We start from the raw sequence: 20565 nt of genomic DNA, 5'->3' as shown, positions 1-20565 counted from the left end.
CCCCCCGACGACGCGACATTGCGCGCCTTGGTGGTGGGGCTCCACCCCGATCCACATATTTTCCCCCCCCGGCCGTGTGTGTCGCGCCTGTCCTCCCCCAACCCAACGAGGCTGGAGTTTTCCTGTTGTCGTAGGGCGCATAAAGCGGAACGCCTTATCCGCCGTGGCAGATAACGCCTGTGGCGTTATGCGCCCTACAAGGGAAGTACAGGTGCGAGAAAAAAGCCCCGCATCAGCGGGGCTTTTTCTTCAGTGCGCTGGAGCCGGCGCGGGGGCTTCAACCGGCTTCTTGTCCGGCTTGGCCAGCAGCGTGTACACGCAGGGCAGCACGAACAGGGTGAACAGCGTGCCCACGCTCATGCCGGTGGCGATGACGATGCCGATATCGAAGCGGCTCACCGCGCCGGCGCCGGTGGCGAGCAGCAGCGGGATGACGCCGAGCACCATGGCGGCGGTGGTCATCAGCACCGGGCGCAGGCGAATCGCCGCGGCTTCCTCCACCGCCTCGCGCACCGACAGCCCGCGCTCCTGGCGCAGCTGGTTGGCGAACTCGACGATGAGGATGCCGTGCTTGCTGATCAGCCCGATCAGCGTCACCAGTCCCACCTGGGTGTAGATGTTCAGGCTCGACAGGCCGAGGAACAGCGGGATCAGCGCGCCGCAGATCGACAGCGGCACGGTGACCATGATCACCAGCGGATCGCGGAAGCTCTCGAACTGCGCCGCCAGCACCAGGAAGATCACCGCCAGCGCCAGGGCGAAGGTGATCATCAGCGCGCTGCCTTCCTGCACGAACTGTCGCGAAGCGCCGGCGTAATCGAAGGAGAAGCCGCGCGGCGATTCCTGCTCGGCGATGCCGCGCACCGTGTCGATGGCCTCGCCCATGCTGACCATCGGCACGCCGGAGATGATCGCCGAGTTGAGCTGCTGGAACTGGTTGAGCTGGCGCGGGCGCGCGCGCTCGTGGAAGGTCACCAGCGTGGACAGCGAGATCAGCTGGCCGCCCTGGCTCTTCACGTAATAGTTGTTCAGCCAGCCCGGGTTGTCACGGTAGGCGCGCTCGACCTGGGCGATCACCTTGTAGCTGCGGCCGTCGATGGTGAAGCGGTTGATCTCGCCTTCGCCCAGCAGCGCTCCCAGCGCGACGCCCAGGTCCTGCATGGATACGCCCATCTGCGCGGCCTTGGCGCGGTCGATATCGACCACCAGTTCGGGCTTGTCGAAGGCCAGGTCGAGGTCGAGGAAGGCGAATTTGCCCGACTCTTCCGCACGCTTCTTCACCCGCTCGGCCACCTGCAGCAGGGACTGGTAGTCGCTGGCGGTGTTGATCACGAACTGGAACGGCAGGCCCTCGCCGGTGCCCGGCAGCGACGGCAGGTTGAAGCCGAAGATCTGCAGGCCGGGGATCTTGTCCAGCTCGCCCTGCACCGCCTGCAGCAGTTCCATCTGGCTGCGCTCGCGCTCGTCCCAGGGCTTGAGCAGCATGCCGCCGATGCCGGTCTGCACGCCGTTGTAGCCGTTGATCTGGAACGCCGAATAGTACTCGGGGAACTTGCGGAAGATGCCCTCGAACTCGGCGGTGTACTTCGACAGGTAGTCGAGGTTCGCGGTCTGCGGCGCGTTGGCCATGAGGAAGACGATGCCCTGGTCTTCCTCCGGCGCCAGTTCCTTGTGGGTGAACATCATCAACAGCGGAATGATCGCCAGGATCAGCACGGCGAAGACGATCACCACCGGACGGCTGTTCAGGGTGCCGTGCAGCAGGCGCTGGTAGCGCACCTTCAGGCCCTCGAAGATCAGGTCCAGGCGATGGGCCAGGCCGCTGGGGTTCTCGTCGTGGCGCAGCAGGCGCGAGCACATCATCGGCGACAGCGTCAGCGCGACGATGCCGGAGATGATCACCGCGCCTGCCAGGGTGAAGGCGAACTCCTTGAACAGCGCGCCGGTGAGGCCGCTCAGGAAACCGATGGGTGCGTACACGGCGGCCAGGGTGATGGTCATGGTCACCACCGGCACGGCGATTTCCCGCGCGCCCTCGATGGCGCCCTGGTACGGCGACTTGCCCTCCTCGATGTGCCGGTGGATGTTCTCCACCACCACGATGGCGTCGTCCACCACCAGGCCGATGGCGAGCACCATGGCCAGCAGCGTCAGCAAGTTGATCGAGTAGCCCATCATCTGCATGAAGAACAGCACGCCGATCATCGACAGCGGGATGGTCACCACCGGGATGATCACCGAGCGGAACGCGCCGAGGAACAGGAACACCACCACTATGACGATCAGGATCGCCTCGCCCAGGGTCTTCACCACCTCGTCGATGGAGGCCTGGATGAAGCGCGTGGCGTCGTAGGCGATGGATACCTTGAGGCCCGGCGGCAGTTGCTCTTCCAGCTCCGGCATCTTGGCGCGGACTTCCTTGATCACGTCCAGCGGGTTGGAGCTGGGCGTGCCCTTGATGCCGATGTAAACCGAGGGAATGCCGTTGAACGAGCTGACCGCGTCATAGCTCGCGGCGCCCAGTTCGACGCGCGCCACATCGCCCATCAGCACGCGGCGATCGCCCACAGTCTTCAGCGGAATGGCGGCGAAGGCTTCCGGGGATTTCAGGTCGGTGGAAGCATTCACCGAGGTGACCACCATCTCGCCCTTCACCTCGCCGGCGGCGGAAAGGAAGTTGTACTGGCGCACCGCATCGGCCACGTCGCCGGCGGTAACGCCGTAGGCGGCCATCTTCACCGGGTCCAGCCACAGGCGCATGGCGAACACCTGGTTGCCGAGGATCTCGGCCTCGGCAATGCCCGGCAGGGTGGCGAGCTTGGGCTGGATCACCCGCGACAGGTAGTCGGTGATCTGCGGGTTGTTCATCTGCTCGCTGAAGAAGCTGATGTACATCAGCGCCGAGGCGTCGGCGGCTTCCTTGTCCAGTACCGGGTCTTCGGCATCCGGCGGCAGCTGGGTCTTCACCTCGCCGATCTTCGACAGCAGCTCGGTGACCAGGCGATCGGTGTTGGCGCCGATGTGCGCGTAGATCGAGATCACCGAGTAGTTCTGCCGGCTCACCGAGGTCATGTAGTCGATGCCTTCGGCGCTGGCGAGGCTCTGCTGCAGCGGCTGGGTGATGTAGCCCTGGATGGTTTCGGCGTTGGCGCCGGCATAGAAGGTGGTGACGGTGATCAGCGCGTTTTCCATCTGCGGATACTCGCGGATCACCAGCTTGCTGAAGGCCTGCATGCCGAGCAGGACGATCAGCAGGCTGACCACGGTCGCCAGCACCGGGCGACGAATGAACGGATCGGTGAACATAGCTCAATCCCTTAATGCGGACCCTGCCGGATGAGGGCGGGGTCTGTTGGCGCGCCGCATCGAGCGACGCGCCGGCTATGCGATTACTGCGGGTCCTTGACGATGGCCACGGCGGTGCCGTTGTCCAGCTTGAGCTGGCCGGAGGTCACCACTTCCTCGCCGGCCTTAAGGCCCTCGAGGATTACCACGCTGCCTTCGCGACGCTCGCCGGTCTTGATGAAGCGGCGTTCGACTTGCAGTTTCGGCCCCTTGTCCTCTGCCTTGGCGTCTTCCGCCTTTTCGCCGTCCTTTGGCTTGTGCGGCACCACCACATACACCGAGTTGCCGTACAGGGTGAAGGCGACGGCAGTCTCGGGCACCACGACGCGCGGCGCGCTGTCCGGCAGCTGGACTTCAAGGTTGGCGAACATCCCCGGCAGCAGCTTGCCGTCGGGGTTGGCCATGCTGGCGCGGACCAGCAGGTTGCGCGTCTGGTTGTCCACGCGCGGGCTGATGGCGTCGATCTGCGCGTCGAAGCTCTGGCCCGGATAGGCCGCCACGCGCACCACGACTTTCTGCCCGCGCTTGAGCAGCGGGAAGTCCTGCTCGGGCAGGAAGAAGTCCACCTGCAGGGTGGAAAGGTCCTGCAGGGTGACGATCTCGGTGCCCGGGGACACGTAGTCGCCGACGTCCACCTGGCGGATGCCGATGGTGCCGGAGAAGGGCGCGAGGATGCGCTTCTTCGCCAGGCTCGCGCGCAGCTGCGCGACGGTGGCGGTGGAGCGGTTCAGCTGGGCGGCGAGGCGGTCGTATTCGCTCTTGGAAATGGCCTGGCGGCCCACCAGACTCTTGCCGCGCTCGTACTCGACCTGGGCCAGCCCGAGGTCCGCCTCGGCGGTGCGCAGGGTGGCCTGCTCGACGTCGGACTCGAGCTGCACCACCGGCTGGCCGACCTTGACCTTGTCGCCGGAGACGAACTGCACCGCGCTGACCGTGCCGGACACCTCGGCGGTCAGGGTCACGCCCTGGATCGCGCGCAGGGTGCCGATAGCCTGCAGGCGGCTCTGCCAGTCGCGTTCTTCGGCCTGGGTGGCGTTCACGCTCACCGGCGGACGCGGTGCCGAGAACATGGCGATCTGTTTCTTGATGGAGAGGTATTTCGAGCCGGCGAGCACCGCAACGATGACGGCAACCACGCCCAGCATGATCAGCATGCGGCGCAACATCTTCCTGTTCCTTGGTACGTGCCTGGCAGCAATCGGGCGCGATCGCTCGTCCGGTATTGGCCGGACGGCCTTCCGTTCGCGCAGATGTCGATCAGGCTCTGAAGCCGATACGGGGGACGCCCCATTGCGGGGCGGAATTGCGCACCTTATGCCTGAATGCACGGCGAGTCAAAGGGCTGCGATTACAAGAGGTTTCGCGCGAAAAGTCAGATCGTATGTGGCAGATGTGCGCTGGAACGGTGCGGCGGGCGGAGCGGGGAAGGGAGCCACATCCGTGTGGCGAAGAGGATCAGGCGCTGAGCTTGCGGGTAACGTCCGCCAGTTCGCCGGAGAGGCCGTGCAGGTGGCGGCTGGCGCCCTGGGTGCGCACCACGTTTTCCTCGTTGGTGGCGCCGATGGCGGTGATCTCGGTGAGGTTGCGCGAGATGTCCTCGGCGACCGAGGTCTGTTCCTCGGCGGCGGTGGCGATCTGGCGGTTCATGTCGCGGATCGCTTCGACGGCCTGGGTGATGCTGCGCAGCACTTCGCCGGCCTGGGTGACACGCTCCACGCCTTCCTCACTGCGGCTCTGGCCATTCTCGATGGCGCGCAGGGCGTTCACCGAACCGGTCTGCACGGTGTCGATGATCTGGTGGATCTCGGCGGTGGACTCGGCGGTGCGCTGGGCCAGGGTGCGGACTTCGTCGGCGACCACGGCGAAACCACGGCCGGCTTCTCCGGCGCGGGCGGCCTCGATGGCGGCGTTGAGCGCCAGCAGGTTGGTCTGGTCGGCGATGCCGCGGATCACTTCGAGCACCTTGCCGATGCGCCCGCTGTCGCTTTCCAGGCGGCGGATGACGTCGGCGGTGTTGGCGATCTCGTTGCTCATCTGGGTGATGGTGACGATGGTGGTCTGCATCACCTCGCCGCCTTGCTGGGCGTGCTGGTCGGCATCATCCGCGGCGCGCGCGGCGTCGGAAGCGTGGCGCGCGACTTCCTGGGCGGTGGCGGACATCTCGTGCATCGCAGTGGCCACCTGGTCGGTGCGCGAGAACTGCTCACGGGTGCCTTCGGCCATCAGGGTGGCGATGGCGTTCAGCTCGCCGCTGGCGGTGTCCAGTTCGGTGGTGCTGTGTTTCAGGCGGGTGAAGGTCTCGGCCAGGAAGTCGCGCAGGGTGTTGGCGGCGCGGGCCAGGCGGCCCAGTTCGTCGCGGCGGCTGGCGTCGACGCGCTCGCCGAAATTGCCTTCGCTGAGCTGGGCGATGTGCTCGATCAGGCGGGCAATCGGGCCGATCAGGTTGCGGTTGACCAGCCACAGGCTGAGCAGGCCCAGCGCGATGCCCGAGAGCAACAGGACCAGCGTGCCGCTGAGGACGGTACTGTCGGCGCTGGCGGAGATGCTCCTGGCTTGCTCCTGGGCGTCGTGATGCAGGCTGTCCACCAGGGCGGTCATCTGCTCGCTGGCGGCGCGGTCGATGCCCTTCACCGCGACGTCACCGGCGCGTGGATCGCTGCCGGCGGCGACATAGGCGTCGCGGCCCTTGCGGTAGGCCTGGCCGAGCTGGCGATGCTCGTCGCGCAGGCGGTTCACCTGGGCCTTGAGCTGCGCATCGTCGCCGGCATTCTGTTCCAGGCGCTGCAGCAGGTCCTGCACGGCGCGTTCCTGGTCTTCGAACTGGCTCCAGTACTTGTTCAGGTCGGCCGGCTGCTGGCCGCGCAGCAGGACGTTCTTCCACTCCTGCACCTGGGCCTTGAAGGCCAGGTTGGCCTGGTCCACCAGTTGCGAGGATTGCAGCGGGCCGTCCAGCAGGCGCTGGTAGGCGCTGACGCTGCCGGAGAGGAAGTGGAAGCAGGCGAGGGCGATCAGCAGCACGAGCAGCAGGCTGCCGCCCAGCAGCGAAAGGATCTGGGTACGCAAGGAAGTAGTGGGGGACATCGGGGTACGCCTCTAAGACGCAGGGTGGGAATCGGTCAGCCTTTGCATCGGCTGGGTGGCTGTCTTCCTGAGTCCAGGCAGACGAGTGGTAGTGGGTTCAGGCGCTCTGGTACGGGGGTTCCGCTTGATTCCGTGGGACGGTGCAGGAGCAACTACCTTTTGAAAATCCGTGCCTTGGATTTCCCCTCTCCCTAACCCTCTCCCTGAAGGGAGAGGGGACTGGTTCGGTGCCGGCTGAAACCACAGTGTCAGCCGCACGGATAGCTCCCTCTCCCTTCAGGGAGAGGGCGGGGGAGAGGGAAGCCCAGGCACGGATTTCAGAAGAAGACAGTTACGCCCATGCTCGCCGGATATGCCCGGCAATTCAGGCCAGGTGCAGGTGGTTGTCCCAGAACGCCGGGGGCAGGTCCAGCGGGGTGGCGGCGATGCGTTCGCCGCGGCAGTCGTAGAAGCGGCAGCGGCCCTGGCCGGAGGTGACGACGAAGCCGTCCTTCACCGCGCCGACGCCTGCGCAATCGGGCAGCGGCGCGTCCAGGCGCACGGCGGCGGAATCCAGGTCCCAGATGAAGAAGCGATTGCCGCGCGGAGCCGTCAGGGCGACCAGGCGCAGGTCGTCGTGCACGGCGACGCTGGCGGTGTACTGGGTCATCGCCAGGCGCTGCTCGTCGGCCAGCGGGAAGGGCTGGAACGGCTGACCGGGGCGCTTGATGGCGAGCAGGTCGGCGCGGTCGTGGGAGTCGCCCATGTACTGCTGGCCGGCGACTATGGTGCCGTCCGCGGCGATGGCGAGGTGGCGCACGCTGTTCATCTGCTGCGGCAGGGTCTCCCTGGAGATCAGCGCGCCGTCGCGCTGCATCAGCACCAGGCTCGGCTCCATGGCGTCGAGGTTCATCTCCACGCGGCTTTCGGCTTCAGTACGAATGCCGCCGTTGGCCACCACCAGGGTCTCGCCGTCAGGCATCCACGACACCTGGTGCGGGCCGAGGCCGTGGGTGGAGACCTCGCCGGTGTGGCTCAGGCGCTCACCGTCGAAGCGGTACACGCCGAGCAGCCCGCGGCCCGGGTCGGTAGTGTCGTTCTCGGTCGCGTACAGCCACTCGCCGTCCTTGTGCCACACGCCGTGGCCGTAGAAATGCCGGTCGGCCTGCGAATCGACGGTCTGCAGCAGGCGGCCATCGTTGAGATCGATCAGGTAGCTCTGCCGCCCCGGCCGGCGGGCGACGAACAGTGCCAGCGGCAGGCTGGAGTGCTGCACCACGTCGTGGCAGCGCAGGCCGACCTCGGTGGCGAAGGCGCAGCTGCCGTCCAGGCGATAGCCCACGGCGTAGTGCCTGCCGTCCGCGTCGTCACGGGCGGACAGCACCAGGGGCTCCTTGCCCTTGCGTGACAGCGTCCAGCCGCCGAAGGTCAGGGCGCCGAGCAGCAGGCTGCCCAGGCCGATCACGTGACGTCGCAACATGGCTTGCACCTCTATCACTTCTTTCATCCCATCGATCTTGCGAGCTGGAGCCAGGCCAGGCGGGAAGGTGCGGCGGATGCGGAGTTGGCTTCAGCCAATGAGCAATCCGACGCGCCTTTCCAACGAAGCATGGCCGACGCGCAGCAGATCGAATCAATCCCCGTCGTTGGCGTTGAAGCCCAGCTGCACGCCCAGCGCCTTGGCCAGGTCGCTCTCGTGCAGGCGGTGGACAACGTTGAGGCTGTCGTACAGCTCGTTCAGTTGCTTGAGGCCGGCCTCGTCCTTCAGCAGTTCGCTGAGCGGCTGGTTGATTGCCTTCAGCTTGCCGTGAACGTCGGCGTAGGCCGCATCGATCTTGCCGGCCAGCTCTTTCTGTTCGGCGGGGAGCAGGGCACGCAGACCCTTGTTATCGGTGCCGTTCCACAGCGCCTGGGCGCCGGTCAGGCTGGAGTCCAGGCTCGCCAGCGACATGTCGCTGCGCCAGCCTTCGGCCTGGAACGGCTGCGGGATACCCTTGCTCTGGCGGCCCAGCGGCGTGCCGAGTTTCTTCTTCAGCATGTCCAGCGCGGTGACCTGCACGCGCAGCAGTTCGGCGATGGCTTCGTGGGCGTCGGCGTAGCGGTCGTTGGGGAACTTGGAGAGCTGGGCGAGCATGCCGCCGTCCTGTTTCCACTGCGCCAGGATGCTTTCGGCCAGGGCCTGCTGGTGCGCGCCGATGGCTTCCAGCAGCGGGCAGTAGCGCGCCTTGGTCTCGGCGTTGGCCAGGTCGATCTTCGCATCGAAGAGGATGTATTCGTAGGCGGTCAGGCCCTGCACCACGACGCTGGATTTATCCAGGGTCGCCGGGGAAATCGGGTTGCCGCTGCTCAGCAGTTGCTCGACCTGGCGCGCCACGAGGTTCTTCTTGTCGGGCCAGAACTGCACCTGCCAGGAGCGGTTGCCCTCGGCCAGCGGGCCGACCAGCAGCGGCTGCAGCTCGGCCCAGGCCTTCTGCGCGGCCATGAAGTCGGCGCGGGCCTTGGCCAGGTCTTCCTTGCCCTGGCAGTAGGCCAGGGCGCTGGCGGCCAGCGCGCGGTCGGCGTCGACCCAGCGGCTGTAGGTCGGCAGGATCACCTGCTGGGCCAGCGTGGCGCTGGTGGTGGCCTGCGGGTCGGTGGGCGAGCAGGCGCCCAGGGCGATGGCGAGGCTGGTGATCAGAAGACGGGGGCGGAACATGGTGGGCTCGGCTCCTTAGAGTGAGTTCAGGAACGCCAGCAGGGCGTCGCGCTGCCCGGCGTCGAAGTTCAGTACGCGTTGCTTCGCCGCTTCGGCTTCGCCGCCATGCCAGAGCACGGCTTCGAGCAGGTTGCGGGCGCGGCCGTCATGCAGGAACTGGGTGTGGCCGTTGACCGTCTCGGTCAGGCCGATGCCCCACAGCGGCGCCGTGCGCCAATCGCGGCCGCTGGCAAGAAATTCCGGGCGATTGTCCGCCAGTCCCTCGCCCATGTCATGCAGCAGCAGGTCGCTGTAGGGGCGGATGACCTGGTTGGCCAGCTCGGGCTCGGCGGCATTGGCGGCGGTGGTGAATTTGGGCGTGTGACAGCTGGCGCAGCCGCTGTCGAAGAACAGGCCCTTGCCGGTGAGCACCTGCGGATCGTCGACCTTGCGCCGCGCCGGCACCGCGAGGTTGCGGGCATAGAAGGCGACCTGATTGAAAATGTGCTGGCTGACTTCCGGCTTGCCGCCGTCGATGGCGTTCAGGCAGTCGACCTGGGCTTTTGTGCAGTCGTCGCCGGGCAGCAGATCGCTGGTCAGGCCCATGTCGCCGGAGAAGGCGTGGGCGTTCTGCTGGGCGACATCGGGTTGCCCGGCCTTCCAGCCGAAGCGGCCGAGGACGGTCTGCTGCTTCGCGTCGTCCCAGACCCGGTTCGGCCGGCCGTGGATGCCGTCGCCGCCCTTGGCCTGGAGCTCGGCGTTGGCGAGGATGTCCGCCTCGCTGATGGATTCCAGCAGGCCCAGGCCGATCATCGGCGGGGCGATGCGGGCGGAGAACAGTGTGTCCGGGTGCATCGGGCCGTAGCCCAGGTCGCTGATGCGCAGCCTGGGTTTGCGCAGCTGGACCACGGTGCCGTCCTTGAAGGTCACCGGTACCGGGTCGTAGTCCACGCGGACCTTGCCTTCGGGGGCGACCCCGGGGATGGCCGAGTCCTGGAGCTGGCCGCCGTACACCGGCTCGGGCACCACGCCCAGGCGCTTGAGCGTGCGCGCATCTTCGGGGCCAGCGGGAATCGACAGGCGCACCAGCATCGACACGGCGTTGATGTCGTTCGGCTCCGGCGGATGGCCGCGACCGTCCTTGATGTGGCAGTTCTGGCAGGCGTTGGTGTTGAACAGTGGGCCGAGGCCGTCGCGCGCGGTGGTGGTGCTCGGCGCGATCACCCAGGGGTTGCGGAAGAAGCTGTTGCCCACGCTGAAGTCCAGGCGGCGGCTCGGCGTGAGGTTGGCCGAGGGCATGGAGTAGGCGTTGCGGTCGCTCTGTTTCACCGTGGTCGCGCCGCCGGAAAGTGCTTCGCCGGGCTCGGCCACGGCGTGCTGGGAAGTCTCCGGTTTGCACGCGGCAAGGGCCAGGGCAGACAGCAGCGGCACGAGGCACAGGACGGTACGGCGGTGGAGCATCGAGGGGTTCCGGAAGCGGCAGATGGCAGCGCGCCATGGTAGCAGGGGTGTCAAATGCAAATATGAAAAATTTGTATTCGCGAACGACATCTTTTGCTGTCCGGAAACGACAAAGCCCCGCAGGACGGGGCTTTGCTGAGGCTCGCAAGATACTGCGGCGTGGAGCCGCAGCACTTTTCAGCCGTCAGGCGCGGATCAGAACTGGTGGTCAGCGTTGTCCGGCTTCAGGTCCTGCACGCCGACCGCTGTGGCGGCTTTCTCGATGGCGCCGGTCTGCTTGACCAGCGAGGCGATGGCGTCGCGGATCTTCTGCTGATCGTCCTTGTCTTCCGGAGCGATCATCTGGTCGAAGTGCACACCGTCCTTCTCGGCACGGTCGACGATCACTTGCATCTTGGCTTCGGTGTTGGCCAGGTCGGCTTTGAGCTCGGTGTCGGCCTGGGCGTCAACCTTGGCGACCAGGTCGGACAGGCTCGGGCCCTTCACGACGCTGCCGTCGGTGCGCTTGTATTCGCCGGTGTAGATGTTGCGAATGCTCTTGGCGTTGAAGAACAGGGTGTTGTGGGTGTTGTCGCTGAAGCAGTCGTGCTCGTCTTCGGTGGAGTTGGCTTCCAGCGCGACCTTCATGCGCTCGCCGGCCAGTTCGCCCAGGGACAGCGAACCCATGCCGAAGAACATCTTGCGCAGGTTGTTCTGCGCGGTGTCGGCCTCGACCTTGGCGCGGTAGTTGTCGGCGACGCCGGACTTGAAGTTGCCGGCCATTTCTTCCAGGTCAGCCACCAGCAGGTCGGTGGCGGCCTTCAGGTAGGCGGCGCGACGGTCGCAATGACCGTTGGTGCAGTCCTTGCCCTGGGCGTAGTCGGTGTACTTGCGATCGCCGGCGCCCGGCTTGGTGCCGTTCAGGTCCTGGCCCCACAGCAGGAACTCGATGGCGTGGTAGCCGGTGGCGACGTTGGCTTCGGAACCGCCCAGCTCGTTCAGGCCCTTGAGTTTCTCGCCGGTGATTTCCTTGACGTCGATCTTGTCTTCGCCGACCTGGATTTCGGTGTTGGCGATGATGTTGGCGCTGGCGCCGGCGTTGCCTTCGGCGTGCTGGTAGTCCTTGGCGACGTAGTCGATCAGGCCTTCGTCCAGCGGCCAGGCGTTAACCGCGCCTTCCCAGTCGTCGATGATCGAGTTGCCGAAGCGGAAGGCTTCGCTCTGCGAGTAGGACGGGCGGGAAGCGATCCAGGCTTCGCGGGCGGCTTTCAGGGTTGCTTCGCTGGGCTTGGCGATCAGCGCGTCGACGGCGGCCTGCAGGGCCTTGGCGGTGCTCAGGGCGTCGCCGTAGGTGGCTTCGGCGATGTCCAGGTAGTTCTTCACCACGGCCTTGACCGCGGCCTCGTCGACCTTGGCGGCCGCTGGTGCAGCGCTCTGGGTGCTGGGCGCCTGCGCGGCGGCAGGGGCTTCGGCTTTCTTGTCATCGCCGCAGCCGGCGAGGGAGATGGCAATAGCGAGCAGGCTGGCAGTGGCCCAGGGCATACGAGTCATGACGGGTTCCTTTGCATGGAAAGAGGCGCACGAAGAAGGACTGCGCAAGAAAATCTGCAACATAATGCGAAAGATTTGCATTTTTGAAAAGAGAGATCGGTGGCGCGGTCCGGACGCGGAGGCAGCAAGTCGCCAGCAGTGGACAGAGGATTGGGCTTTTCGTAGGAGCGAGCTTGCTCGCGAACCGCATGGCACCGACGCTCGGGCTGTCTTTCTCTGACGCGCCGTGCGCGGGTCGCCCTCTCCCTAACCCTCTCCCTGAAGGGAGAGGGGACTGGTTCGGTGCCGGCTGAAACTTCAGCGTCAGACGGCACGGATAGCTCCCTCTCCCTTCAGGGAGAGGGCGGGGGAGAGGGATATGGGCACGCGAAGGAATATCCAGCAGGGGCGAAGCTTCAGTGGCGCTCCACTGACCCGTTGGGATTGCCCCCGGCCGCTTCGGCCAGGCGTCGCGCCTGCTTGAGGTAAAGCGTCAGCTCGCGCGCCGGCAATGGCTTGCTGTAGAGGTAGCCCTGACCTTCGTGGCAGCCCTGGGCGATGATGTAGGCTTCCTGCTCGACGGTTTCCACGCCCTCGGCGATCACCTGCATACCCAGGCTCTTGCCCAGCTGGATGATGGCGCGAACGATGGTGGCGTCGTCGTCGTCCAGCAGCAGGTCCTGGACGAAGCTCTTGTCGATCTTGATCTTGTCCAGCGGCAGGCTCTTCAGGTAGCTCAGCGAGGAGTAGCCGGTACCGAAGTCGTCGATGGCGATCAGCGCGCCGGCGCGGCGCAGGCTGAGCAGGTGCTGGGCGGCGGTGGAAATGTCCTCCATCAGGCCGGTCTCGGTGACTTCCAGCTCCAGCGAGCGCGGCGGCAGGCGGTGCATCTGCAAGAGGTTGCTGACCACCCGCGGCAGGGCGTTGTGGCGCAGCTGCACGGTGGACAGGTTGACCGCCAGGCGCAGGTCGTCGAAGCCCTGGTCGTGCCATTCGCGCAGCTGGCGGCAGGACTGGTCGAGCACCCATTCGCCGATGCTGAAGATGCTGCCGTTCTGTTCCGCCAGTGGGATGAACAGGTCCGGCGCGACCCAGCCCTGGGTCGGGTGCTGCCAGCGCAGCAGGGCCTCGACGCCGACCACGCGGTGGTCGCGGTAATCGACCTGCGGCTGGTACACGAGGTGCAATTCGTTGCGCGCCAGGGCTTCGCGCAGGTCCTTCTCCAGTTCGCGGCGGCGGCGCATCTCGCTGTCGACGCTGGCGATGTAGAACTGGTAGCGGTTGCGCGAGCGGCTCTTGGCCAGGGTCATGGTCTGTTCGGCTTTCTGCAGCAGCTTCTCGGTGGTCTCGCCGTCCTCGGGGAACAGGGTGATACCGATGGTGGCGCGCAGGTGCACCAGGTGCTGGTCGAGCTCGAAGGGCGCTTCCAGGTCGTCGAGGATCTGCTGAGCCAGTTCGGCCGCTTCGTAGGGCTGTTCGATGTCGGCCTGGACCAGGGCGAACTGGTCGCCGCCCAGCCGCGCCAGGGCGCCGAGGTGTGCGCTGCGGGTGCGCAGGCGGTCGGCGAGGGCGATCAGCAACTGGTCGCCGAACTGGTAGCTGTACTGCTCGTTGATGCCCTTGAAGTCATCCAGGCCCAGGCACAGCACGGCGACGCGGCGTTGCAGGCGCGAGGCGCCCTCGAGTATCTGGTCCAGGCGCTGCTGCAGCAGCTTGCGGTTGGGCAGGCCGGTGAGGAAGTCGTACTGGGAGATGCGCAGCAGGCTGTCTTCGGCTTCCCGGCGCAGGTGGCCGTTGCGCTCGATGGAAGCCAGCAACTGGTTGGCGGTGTTCACCCACAGGCCCAGCTCGTCCTTCTCGTGGCCTTCGGGCATCGGCAGCTTGTGCTGGCTGGGGCGGTCCGGGTTGATCGAGGCGAGGTGCTCGATGATCTTCGACAGCGGCTTGGTCAGCAGCCAGTGGTAGACCATGAACAGCACCAGGCTCAGTGCCATGGCGCGCAGGATGCCGGAGATGAAGATGATCACCGAGGTGGCGAGGAAATCATCGCCATAGGGCGCGGTGTCGAGGGTGATCTTCAGGTCGCCGTAGTACTCGTTGGAACCGCCGCGGCCGGCGAGGCGGATCGAGTAGTTCTGCTCGGCGCCGAGGATCGGGTCGGTCAGCCAGCGGGTGCTGGAATCCAGCAGCGGGCGGGACTTTTCCGCCAGCATGGGTTCATCGGGATGGCCGATGGCGGCGTAGCGCACGGCTTCGTGCTGGAACAGGCCTTCCAGGACCTGCATCGCCATGTCGCGGTCGAGGCTGTAGACGGCCTGGGTGGACGGGTCGCGGACCATCGCCAGGATGCGCTGCGCGTCGTTGTGCACGGCCTGGCGCGCCTTGTGCGCGTCGTACACGATCTGGGCACAGCTGAGGACCACCCCGACCACGAGGGCCGCGAGCAATACCATTCTCAGCAGCTTGAGGGAGAGGCTGTGCCGGGGATCCAGTTTCAAGGGCGTTCCTTGTTTCTCGCCAGGGCGAACGACTGGGCCTGAGTATTGGCAATTGGCGCAATGACGTCAAAGGGCCATCGTTCTGTTTTGCGACTGTACCGGCCTTTCAGGTTAGCTGACACACAGGTGTTACGCGCCCCTTACGAAAAAACCCGGCGCAGGCCGGGTTTCTTCATATCAAGCGGGGGGCGATCAGGCAGCGAACTGCTCGGCCACGAAGTCCCAGTTGACCAGGTTCCAGAACGCCTCGACGTACTTCGGACGCAGGTTGCGGTAGTCGATGTAGTAGGCGTGTTCCCACACGTCGCAGGTCAGCAGCGGGGTGTCGCCGCTGGTCAGCGGGCAGCCGGCGCCGATGGTGCTGGCCAGGGCCAGGGAGCCGTCGGCTTTCTTCACCAGCCAGCCCCAGCCGGAGCCGAAGGTGCCGATGGAGGTCTTGCTGAACTCTTCCTTGAACTTGTCGAAGGAACCGAAGGCAGCGTTGATGGCGTCAGCCAGGGCGCCGGTGGGCTGGCCACCGCCGTTGGGGCTCAGGCAGTTCCAGTAGAAGGTGTGGTTCCACACCTGGGCGGCGTTGTTGAAGATGCCGCCGGAGGAGGTCTTGACGATCTCTTCCAGGCTCTTGCCTTCGAACTCGGTGCCCGGAACCAGGTTGTTCAGGTTCACGACGTAGGTGTTGTGGTGCTTGTCGTGGTGGTATTCCAGGGTTTCCGCGGAAATGTGCGGCTCAAGGGCGTTCTTCGCGTAAGGCAGCGGCGGCAATTCGAAAGCCATGGTCTCTCTCCTATCTCACTCAGTCTGGGCTAGCGCGACGGGCGCGCGACCGGTACACGGGGCCGGTTCGATGTTTGTCGCGGCGTCCGGGCGTAGCTGCAAGGCGCCCCTCGAGGGGCAGGCAGCGCGCCAGTTGCGTCCGGCAGGCTCGAGTCCCGCCGGCGCCACGAAGGTCGGATCATAGCACCCGACCTGCGGCATATCCACGCAGCATCTGTAGGGGCAAAGGCCCTGCGCAGCGGCTTGCGATGGTGCCGGACACCACTATGCACTGACCTGCATGGGCGGATGTCGTTCGACTTTCCGCGCAATTGCGTCGATCAGCCGGCGAATACCAGCTGCGCGGCCATGCCCAGCATCATGACCGCGACCATCAGGTCCACCAGGCGCCAGGTGGCCGGTCGCGCCAGCCAGGGAGCAAGCCACGCGGCGCCCAGGGCGAGAGTGAAGAACCACAGCAACGAGGCGCTGGCTGCGCCCATGGCGTAGGCGCCGGGCGCGGCCTGCTGGGCGCCGAGCGAGCCGATCAGCAGCACGGTATCCAGGTAGACGTGGGGGTTGAGCAGGGTCACCGCCAGCGCCGCAATCAGCACGGTACGGCGCGAGCGCGGGCCGGTCTCCCCCGCGTCGGCCATGGCCTGGGGTGCGACTGCACGACGCAGCGCCTTGAGACCGTACCAGAGCAGGAAGGTGACGCCGCCCCAGCGGGCGATGGCCAGCAGCGTCGGGTTCTCGGCCAGTACCTTGGCCAGGCCGAATACACCGGCGCTGACCAGGATGGCGTCGCACAGCACGCACAGCGCGGCGACCGACAGGTGATGTTCGCGGCGCAGGCTCTGGGCGAGGACGAAGGCGTTCTGCGCGCCGATGGCGATGATCAGGCCGGCGGCGACCAGGATGCCGTTGAGGTAGCTCTGCCACATGTGGGTTTCTCCAGGCGGCGAAAGCGAAGGAGCCGGCGCGCCGATAGCGGTTGTCGTAAGGGAGTGCTGGCGATTGTCCGGCTTTGGCATGTATAAGAAAAACCAATACTGCTGATATCTCATTAGGGAAACTGATCATGTTCGACTACAAGCTGCTTGCCGCCCTGGCCGCCGTGGTGGAGCAGGGCGGTTTCGAGCGCGGCGCCCAGGTGCTGGGGCTGTCGCAATCGGCGATTTCCCAGCGCATCAAGCTGCTCGAGGCGCGGGTCGGCCAGCCGGTGCTGGTGCGCGCGGCGCGGCCGCAGCCGACCGATCTCGGCCAGCGCCTGCTCAACCATGTGCAGCAGGTGCGCCTGCTCGAAGGCGATCTGCAGCAATGGGTTCCTGCACTGGATGACGGCGCGGCGCCGGAACGCCTGCGGCTCGCGTTGAACGCCGACAGCCTGGCGACCTGGTGGGCGCAGGCGGTCGGTGATTTCTGCGGCGAACGCCAAGTGCTGCTGGACTTGGTCGTGGAGGACCAGGAAGTCGGCCTCAAGCGCATGCGCGCCGGTGAGGTGGCCGGTTGCGTCTGCGCCAGTTCGCGCCCCGTCGCCGGAGGTCGCTGCGAGCCGCTGGGCGCCATGCGCTATCGCGGGCTCGCCAGCCCGGAATTCATCGCCCGGCATTTCCCCAGGGGCGTGACGCCAGCTGGGCTGGTGCGCGCGCCGGCGATCGTCTACGGCCCCGACGACCAACTGCAGCACCGCTACCTGAAGGACCTGGGCGTCGACGGTCACTTCAGCTATCACCTGTGCCCGTCCTCCGAAGGCTTCGTGCGCATGACCAGCGGCGGCCTCGGCTGGGGCCTGGTGCCTGAGCAGCAGGTCAGCGGCGAGCTGGAGCGCGGTGAGCTGGTGGACATGCTGCCGGGGCGGGTGATCGACGTGCCTCTTTATTGGCACCACTGGCGCAACGGCGGCGAGTTGCTCGCCGCGCTGACCCGGCACCTGCTGGCGAAGGCGCCGGAGCTGCTGGTGCCGATCAGCCGCGAATGACGATGCTGCCGCTGCCGGGCAACTGCTCGATGCAGCGTGCGCCGAAGAGTTTTGACGGCGTGAAGTAGCCGAGCGTATTCGGGTTGGCCAGCAGGTGGCGCACCGCGAAGAGCACGCCGTGGATGGTCACGTCGTAGCCGTTGGCGGTTTCCAGCCGAGCGGTGCGGCGCTCGCCGCGGGCGTTGCGCACTTCGCCCCAGACCCAGGTGCGCAGCTTGCTGCGAGCGAGCTCGTCGGGGCCGTGGACGCGCTTGTCCACCTGCTCCTTGAGCCAGTCCTGCACCCGGTCGCGGCCCAGCAGCGGGCGCAGGCTGTCCATCACCCGCATGCCGATGGCGGCGGCCGGCGGCACCGGCAGGTAGACCTCGATATCGGCGATGCCGGTGGAGTAGTAGGCCGTGGCCACGTCGCCCCAGGGGATGGTCACTGCGTGCTTGAGGCCACGGCCGAAATCGATGTCGCGGCGCTTGTAGCCCAGCGGCACGTCGCGCAGGCGCCCGGCCTCGCGCACCTTGCCGCCGAGCTTGAGGCCCTCGACCGTGGTCTTGGCGGTGCCCGGCGAGAGGCCGCTGCCGCTGTCGAAGCCCAGCGCCAGATGCGTGGCATCGGGCATGGCTTCTTTCAGGCAGGCGGCGACGCAGTCGGTGGGGATCACGTCGAAGCCGACGCCGGGGCAGATCGTCACTCCAGCCGTGCGCGCCACTTCGTCGAGGCTGTGGGCGTATTCGAAGACGGAGATCTCGCCGGTGATATCCACGTAATGCGCGCCGCTGGCAAGGCACGCCTCGATCATTGGCGCGGCGGTGGCGGAGAAGGGCCCGGCGCAGTTGGCGACCACACCGACATCCGCCAGCGCGGCCAGGGCGGCGGCGCTGTCGTTCAGGTCGAACACCCGGCATTCCAGGCCCAGCGAGCTGCCCAGTGCATGCAGGCTGGCCGGGTTGCGGCCGCCGAGGATCGGTTTCAGGCCCTCGCGCTGCGCCTGCTCGGCCACCAGCCGGCCGGTGTAGCCATTGGCGCCGTAGATCATCCAGTGGGGCTTGCTCATCATGCGGCCTCGATAGAAAGCGAACAGTGTTTCAAGGGTAGCCGTAACCGCCCGGCGCATGTCGCCGATCGCAAGTCGTGCAACCCTGGCGCGGCGGGGCGGTCTGCAAGGATTCGTTTCTGGCGTGCAGGGCCAGAGTAGTGCGGTGCGGCGCCTGCTAGAGTCGCCGGACTATAAGAACGGGAGTGGCGTGCATGAAGATTCTGGTCACCGGAGCCAGCGGGTTCATTGGCGGGCGTTTCGCCCGTTTCGCCCTGGAGCAGGGGCTGGCGGTGCGGGTGAACGGACGCCGCGAGGAGGCGCTGCAGCCGCTGGTGGCGCGCGGGGCCGAGTTCATGGCTGGCGACCTGTCGGACCCGGCGCTGGTCCGTGCGCTGTGCAGCGGCGTCGATGCCGTGGTGCATTGCGCCGGCGCGGTGGGCGTATGGGGCAGCCGGGAGTACTTCCACCAGGCCAACGTGACCATGACCGAGTCGGTGGTCGAGGCCTGTCTCAAGCAGAAGGTGCGCCGGCTGGTGCACCTGTCCTCGCCGTCGATCTACTTCGATGGTCAGTCCCACGTCGGTATCACCGAGCAGCAGGTGCCCAAGCGCTTTGCGAACCACTATGGCTCGACCAAATACCAGTCCGAACTGGTCGCCCTCGGCGCCCAGGAGTTCGGCCTGGAAGTGCTGGCGCTGCGCCCGCGTTTCGTCACCGGCGCCGGCGACACCAGCATCTTCCCGCGGATGATCGCCGCGCACCGCAAGGGCCGCCTGCGCATCATCGGCCAGGGCCTGAACAAGGTCGATTTCACCAGCATCCAGAACCTCAACGACGCGCTGTTCGCCAGCCTGATGGCCGGGGACGAGGCACTCGGCCAGGCCTACAACATCAGTAACGGCCAGCCGCTGCCGTTGTGGGACGTGGTCAACTACGTGCTGCGCCGCCTGGACATGCCGCCGGTGGAGCGGCACATGCCCTACCCACTGGCCTACAACCTGGCGCTGATCAACGAGGGCGTGTGCAAGGTTCTGCCCGGCCGCCCGGAGCCGACCCTGCATCGCCTGGGCATGGCGGTGATGGCCAAGGACTTCTCGCTGGATATCTCCCGCGCCCGCCAGTACCTCGACTACGACCCGCAGAACAGCCTGTGGGATGCGCTGGACGAGTTCTGCGACTGGTGGAGATTACGGGGTGCCTAGCGGCTGACGTCGTCTGTAGGAGCGAGCTTGCTCGCGATGTGCTTCAGCGCGATTCGCATCGAACGCGGACGAAGTCCGCTCCTACGCCGTGTGTTAGCCCGCTGCGAGGGTGGGCTTTGCCTGTAGGAGCGAGCTTGCTCGCGAACGGCATGGCACCGACGATCGGGCTGTTCGCGAGCAAGCTCGCTCCTACAAGAGATGTCGGCGTCAGCGCGTGGGGCGCGCACCGCCCCGCAGCGGCCCGGAATACTGCTGCTCGGCGCTGCCCTGCATCGGCAGGAAACTTGGCTCCTGCACCACGCGGGGCAGCTTCACGCCGCTCAGCTCGCTCAGCCGGTCGCCCAACTGGCGGGTTTCCTCCCGCGTGGAGTCGGCGCAGGCGCGCAGCATCCGTTCGATAGCGTCGCTCTGCTGGTACTGGATCTCCAGTGCCTGTTCTTCACGCAGACGGCGGCGCAGTTCGCGCATGCAATCCAGGATGGCCTTGTTGAGTTCGATCACCCGACTTCCTCCCCGCGAAGGGCGCCAAAGCGGCGCCAAGTACCGGGAGCGGGAGCAAGGGGCGTGCCACGATGTCGCAAAGCCACTATTGGCGGGTCGCCTGGGGAACTGCGACCTCCGTCACGGGTCTTCTGTGCGCCGACGAGGTGCGTGACGCCCTGTGATGGCACGCTGCCCTGAAGCGTCACGCGAACGGATATACTGCGCCCTGCGCAGGCAACACGCCGCTTTATCCCCACAGGTTCATTCCATGCGTAACGACACGTTCGACGAATTCGATGATGTGCCCCACCTGTCCACCGACGCTGCCGACCGCGACGAGTTCGGTCATCACCCGCGCCGCGTGGTCGAGCCCAGCGGCCGCCCCGTGCGCCAGCCGGTGAAGCGTGGCGGCGGGACCGGAGCGCTGTGGGCGCTGGTCGCGGGCCAGGGCCTCGCCCGGGCCGGGGGGGGCGGGGGGGGCCCCCCGCCGTTGGTGGTGGGGGGGGCGCCACGGGTCGGCCCCCAGGGAAGCGTCGCCCAGATGAGCGCGGGAGCCCCCCGGCGCCGGG

14 protein-coding genes and 1 pseudogene are annotated in these 20565 nt (G+C 66.6%); 3 read left to right on the top strand and 12 right to left on the bottom strand.

Annotated elements, in window-relative coordinates; all coding sequences use genetic code 11:
* Positions 1 to 249: 249 nt before the first annotated feature.
* The 10 genes from ACCC94_RS16260 to ACCC94_RS16215 form a co-directional block, all read right to left on the bottom strand.
* Positions 250 to 3306 (bottom strand): multidrug efflux RND transporter permease subunit, encoded by a 3057-nt coding sequence (locus ACCC94_RS16260; RefSeq protein ID WP_413350513.1) that lies wholly within the window; start codon positions 3304 to 3306, stop codon positions 250 to 252.
* 83 nt (positions 3307 to 3389) lie between these two features.
* On the bottom strand, positions 3390 to 4511 hold the full coding sequence (locus ACCC94_RS16255) for an efflux RND transporter periplasmic adaptor subunit (protein ID WP_413350512.1): 1122 nt from the start codon (positions 4509 to 4511) through the stop codon (positions 3390 to 3392).
* A 289-nt stretch (positions 4512 to 4800) separates the two neighbouring features.
* On the bottom strand, positions 4801 to 6426 hold the full coding sequence (locus tag ACCC94_RS16250; protein WP_413350511.1) for a methyl-accepting chemotaxis protein: 1626 nt from the start codon (positions 6424 to 6426) through the stop codon (positions 4801 to 4803).
* Between the two features lie 364 nt (positions 6427 to 6790).
* Positions 6791 to 7885: a DUF1513 domain-containing protein gene (locus ACCC94_RS16245; protein ID WP_413350509.1), complete on the bottom strand. Its 1095-nt coding sequence runs from the start codon at positions 7883 to 7885 to the stop codon at positions 6791 to 6793.
* A 153-nt stretch (positions 7886 to 8038) separates the two neighbouring features.
* A complete protein-coding gene (locus ACCC94_RS16240) occupies positions 8039 to 9100 on the bottom strand; it encodes an imelysin family protein (protein ID WP_413350508.1) in 1062 nt (353 codons plus the stop codon).
* 15 nt (positions 9101 to 9115) lie between these two features.
* A complete protein-coding gene (locus tag ACCC94_RS16235; protein WP_413350507.1) occupies positions 9116 to 10540 on the bottom strand; it encodes a di-heme oxidoredictase family protein in 1425 nt (474 codons plus the stop codon).
* Between the two features lie 195 nt (positions 10541 to 10735).
* Positions 10736 to 12070, bottom strand: a complete 1335-nt coding sequence (locus ACCC94_RS16230; protein WP_413350506.1) for an imelysin family protein — start codon at positions 12068 to 12070, stop codon at positions 10736 to 10738.
* Positions 12071 to 12465: 395 nt separating this feature from the next.
* The gene (locus ACCC94_RS16225; protein WP_413350505.1) at positions 12466 to 14547 is read right to left on the bottom strand and encodes a putative bifunctional diguanylate cyclase/phosphodiesterase; all 2082 of its coding nucleotides are present in this window, start codon (positions 14545 to 14547) and stop codon (positions 12466 to 12468) included.
* A 192-nt stretch (positions 14548 to 14739) separates the two neighbouring features.
* Positions 14740 to 15321 carry a superoxide dismutase [Fe] gene (sodB, locus tag ACCC94_RS16220; protein ID WP_017519659.1) on the bottom strand — a complete coding sequence of 194 codons (582 nt, stop codon included), beginning with the start codon at positions 15319 to 15321 and terminating at the stop codon, positions 14740 to 14742.
* Between the two features lie 320 nt (positions 15322 to 15641).
* Positions 15642 to 16244: a LysE/ArgO family amino acid transporter gene (locus ACCC94_RS16215; protein WP_413350504.1), complete on the bottom strand. Its 603-nt coding sequence runs from the start codon at positions 16242 to 16244 to the stop codon at positions 15642 to 15644.
* 131 nt (positions 16245 to 16375) lie between these two features.
* Between ACCC94_RS16215 and ACCC94_RS16210 the strand changes: the two genes are divergently transcribed.
* Complete coding sequence (locus tag ACCC94_RS16210; RefSeq protein ID WP_413350515.1) at positions 16376 to 17281, top strand: LysR family transcriptional regulator ArgP; 906 nt, start codon at positions 16376 to 16378, stop codon at positions 17279 to 17281.
* Here ACCC94_RS16210 and ACCC94_RS16205 read toward each other — a convergent pair.
* On the bottom strand, positions 17268 to 18329 hold the full coding sequence (locus ACCC94_RS16205; protein ID WP_413350503.1) for a saccharopine dehydrogenase family protein: 1062 nt from the start codon (positions 18327 to 18329) through the stop codon (positions 17268 to 17270). The two genes, ACCC94_RS16210 and ACCC94_RS16205, sit on opposite strands and share 14 nt — an antisense overlap.
* A 194-nt stretch (positions 18330 to 18523) precedes the next feature.
* Between ACCC94_RS16205 and ACCC94_RS16200 the strand changes: the two genes are divergently transcribed.
* The gene (locus ACCC94_RS16200; RefSeq protein ID WP_413350502.1) at positions 18524 to 19513 is read left to right on the top strand and encodes an NAD-dependent epimerase/dehydratase family protein; all 990 of its coding nucleotides are present in this window, start codon (positions 18524 to 18526) and stop codon (positions 19511 to 19513) included.
* 207 nt (positions 19514 to 19720) lie between these two features.
* Here ACCC94_RS16200 and ACCC94_RS16195 read toward each other — a convergent pair whose 3' ends face one another.
* Positions 19721 to 20011, bottom strand: coding sequence for a hypothetical protein (locus tag ACCC94_RS16195; protein WP_413350514.1), 291 nt, complete (start codon positions 20009 to 20011; stop codon positions 19721 to 19723).
* Between the two features lie 253 nt (positions 20012 to 20264).
* On the opposite strand from ACCC94_RS16195, the pseudogene ACCC94_RS16190 reads away from it, so the two are divergent.
* Positions 20265 to 20565: pseudogene (locus ACCC94_RS16190) on the top strand (ATPase); the annotation flags it as partial.

The sequence above is a fragment of the Pseudomonas sp. Pseusp97 genome, assembly GCF_047304025.1.
Lineage (GTDB): Bacteria > Pseudomonadota > Gammaproteobacteria > Pseudomonadales > Pseudomonadaceae > Pseudomonas.
The sequence above is the reverse complement of the archived record's forward strand: the minus strand, read 5'-3'. Positions and strand labels throughout refer to the sequence as shown.

Excerpts from the sequence above, each read along its gene's own strand:
- ACCC94_RS16245 (WP_413350509.1), bottom strand. The coding sequence starts at position 7,885 with ATGTTGCGACGTCACGTGATCGGCCTGGGCAGCCTGCTGCTCGGCGCC.
- ACCC94_RS16200 (WP_413350502.1), top strand. The coding sequence starts at position 18,524 with ATGAAGATTCTGGTCACCGGAGCCAGCGGGTTCATTGGCGGGCGTTTC.
- ACCC94_RS16240 (WP_413350508.1), bottom strand. The coding sequence starts at position 9,100 with ATGTTCCGCCCCCGTCTTCTGATCACCAGCCTCGCCATCGCCCTGGGC.
- ACCC94_RS16255 (WP_413350512.1), bottom strand. The coding sequence starts at position 4,511 with ATGTTGCGCCGCATGCTGATCATGCTGGGCGTGGTTGCCGTCATCGTT.
- ACCC94_RS16230 (WP_413350506.1), bottom strand. The coding sequence starts at position 12,070 with ATGACTCGTATGCCCTGGGCCACTGCCAGCCTGCTCGCTATTGCCATC.
- sodB (WP_017519659.1), bottom strand. The coding sequence starts at position 15,321 with ATGGCTTTCGAATTGCCGCCGCTGCCTTACGCGAAGAACGCCCTTGAG.
- ACCC94_RS16250 (WP_413350511.1), bottom strand. The coding sequence starts at position 6,426 with ATGTCCCCCACTACTTCCTTGCGTACCCAGATCCTTTCGCTGCTGGGC.
- ACCC94_RS16260 (WP_413350513.1), bottom strand. The coding sequence starts at position 3,306 with ATGTTCACCGATCCGTTCATTCGTCGCCCGGTGCTGGCGACCGTGGTC.
- ACCC94_RS16205 (WP_413350503.1), bottom strand. The coding sequence starts at position 18,329 with ATGAGCAAGCCCCACTGGATGATCTACGGCGCCAATGGCTACACCGGC.
- ACCC94_RS16215 (WP_413350504.1), bottom strand. The coding sequence starts at position 16,244 with ATGTGGCAGAGCTACCTCAACGGCATCCTGGTCGCCGCCGGCCTGATC.
- ACCC94_RS16235 (WP_413350507.1), bottom strand. The coding sequence starts at position 10,540 with ATGCTCCACCGCCGTACCGTCCTGTGCCTCGTGCCGCTGCTGTCTGCC.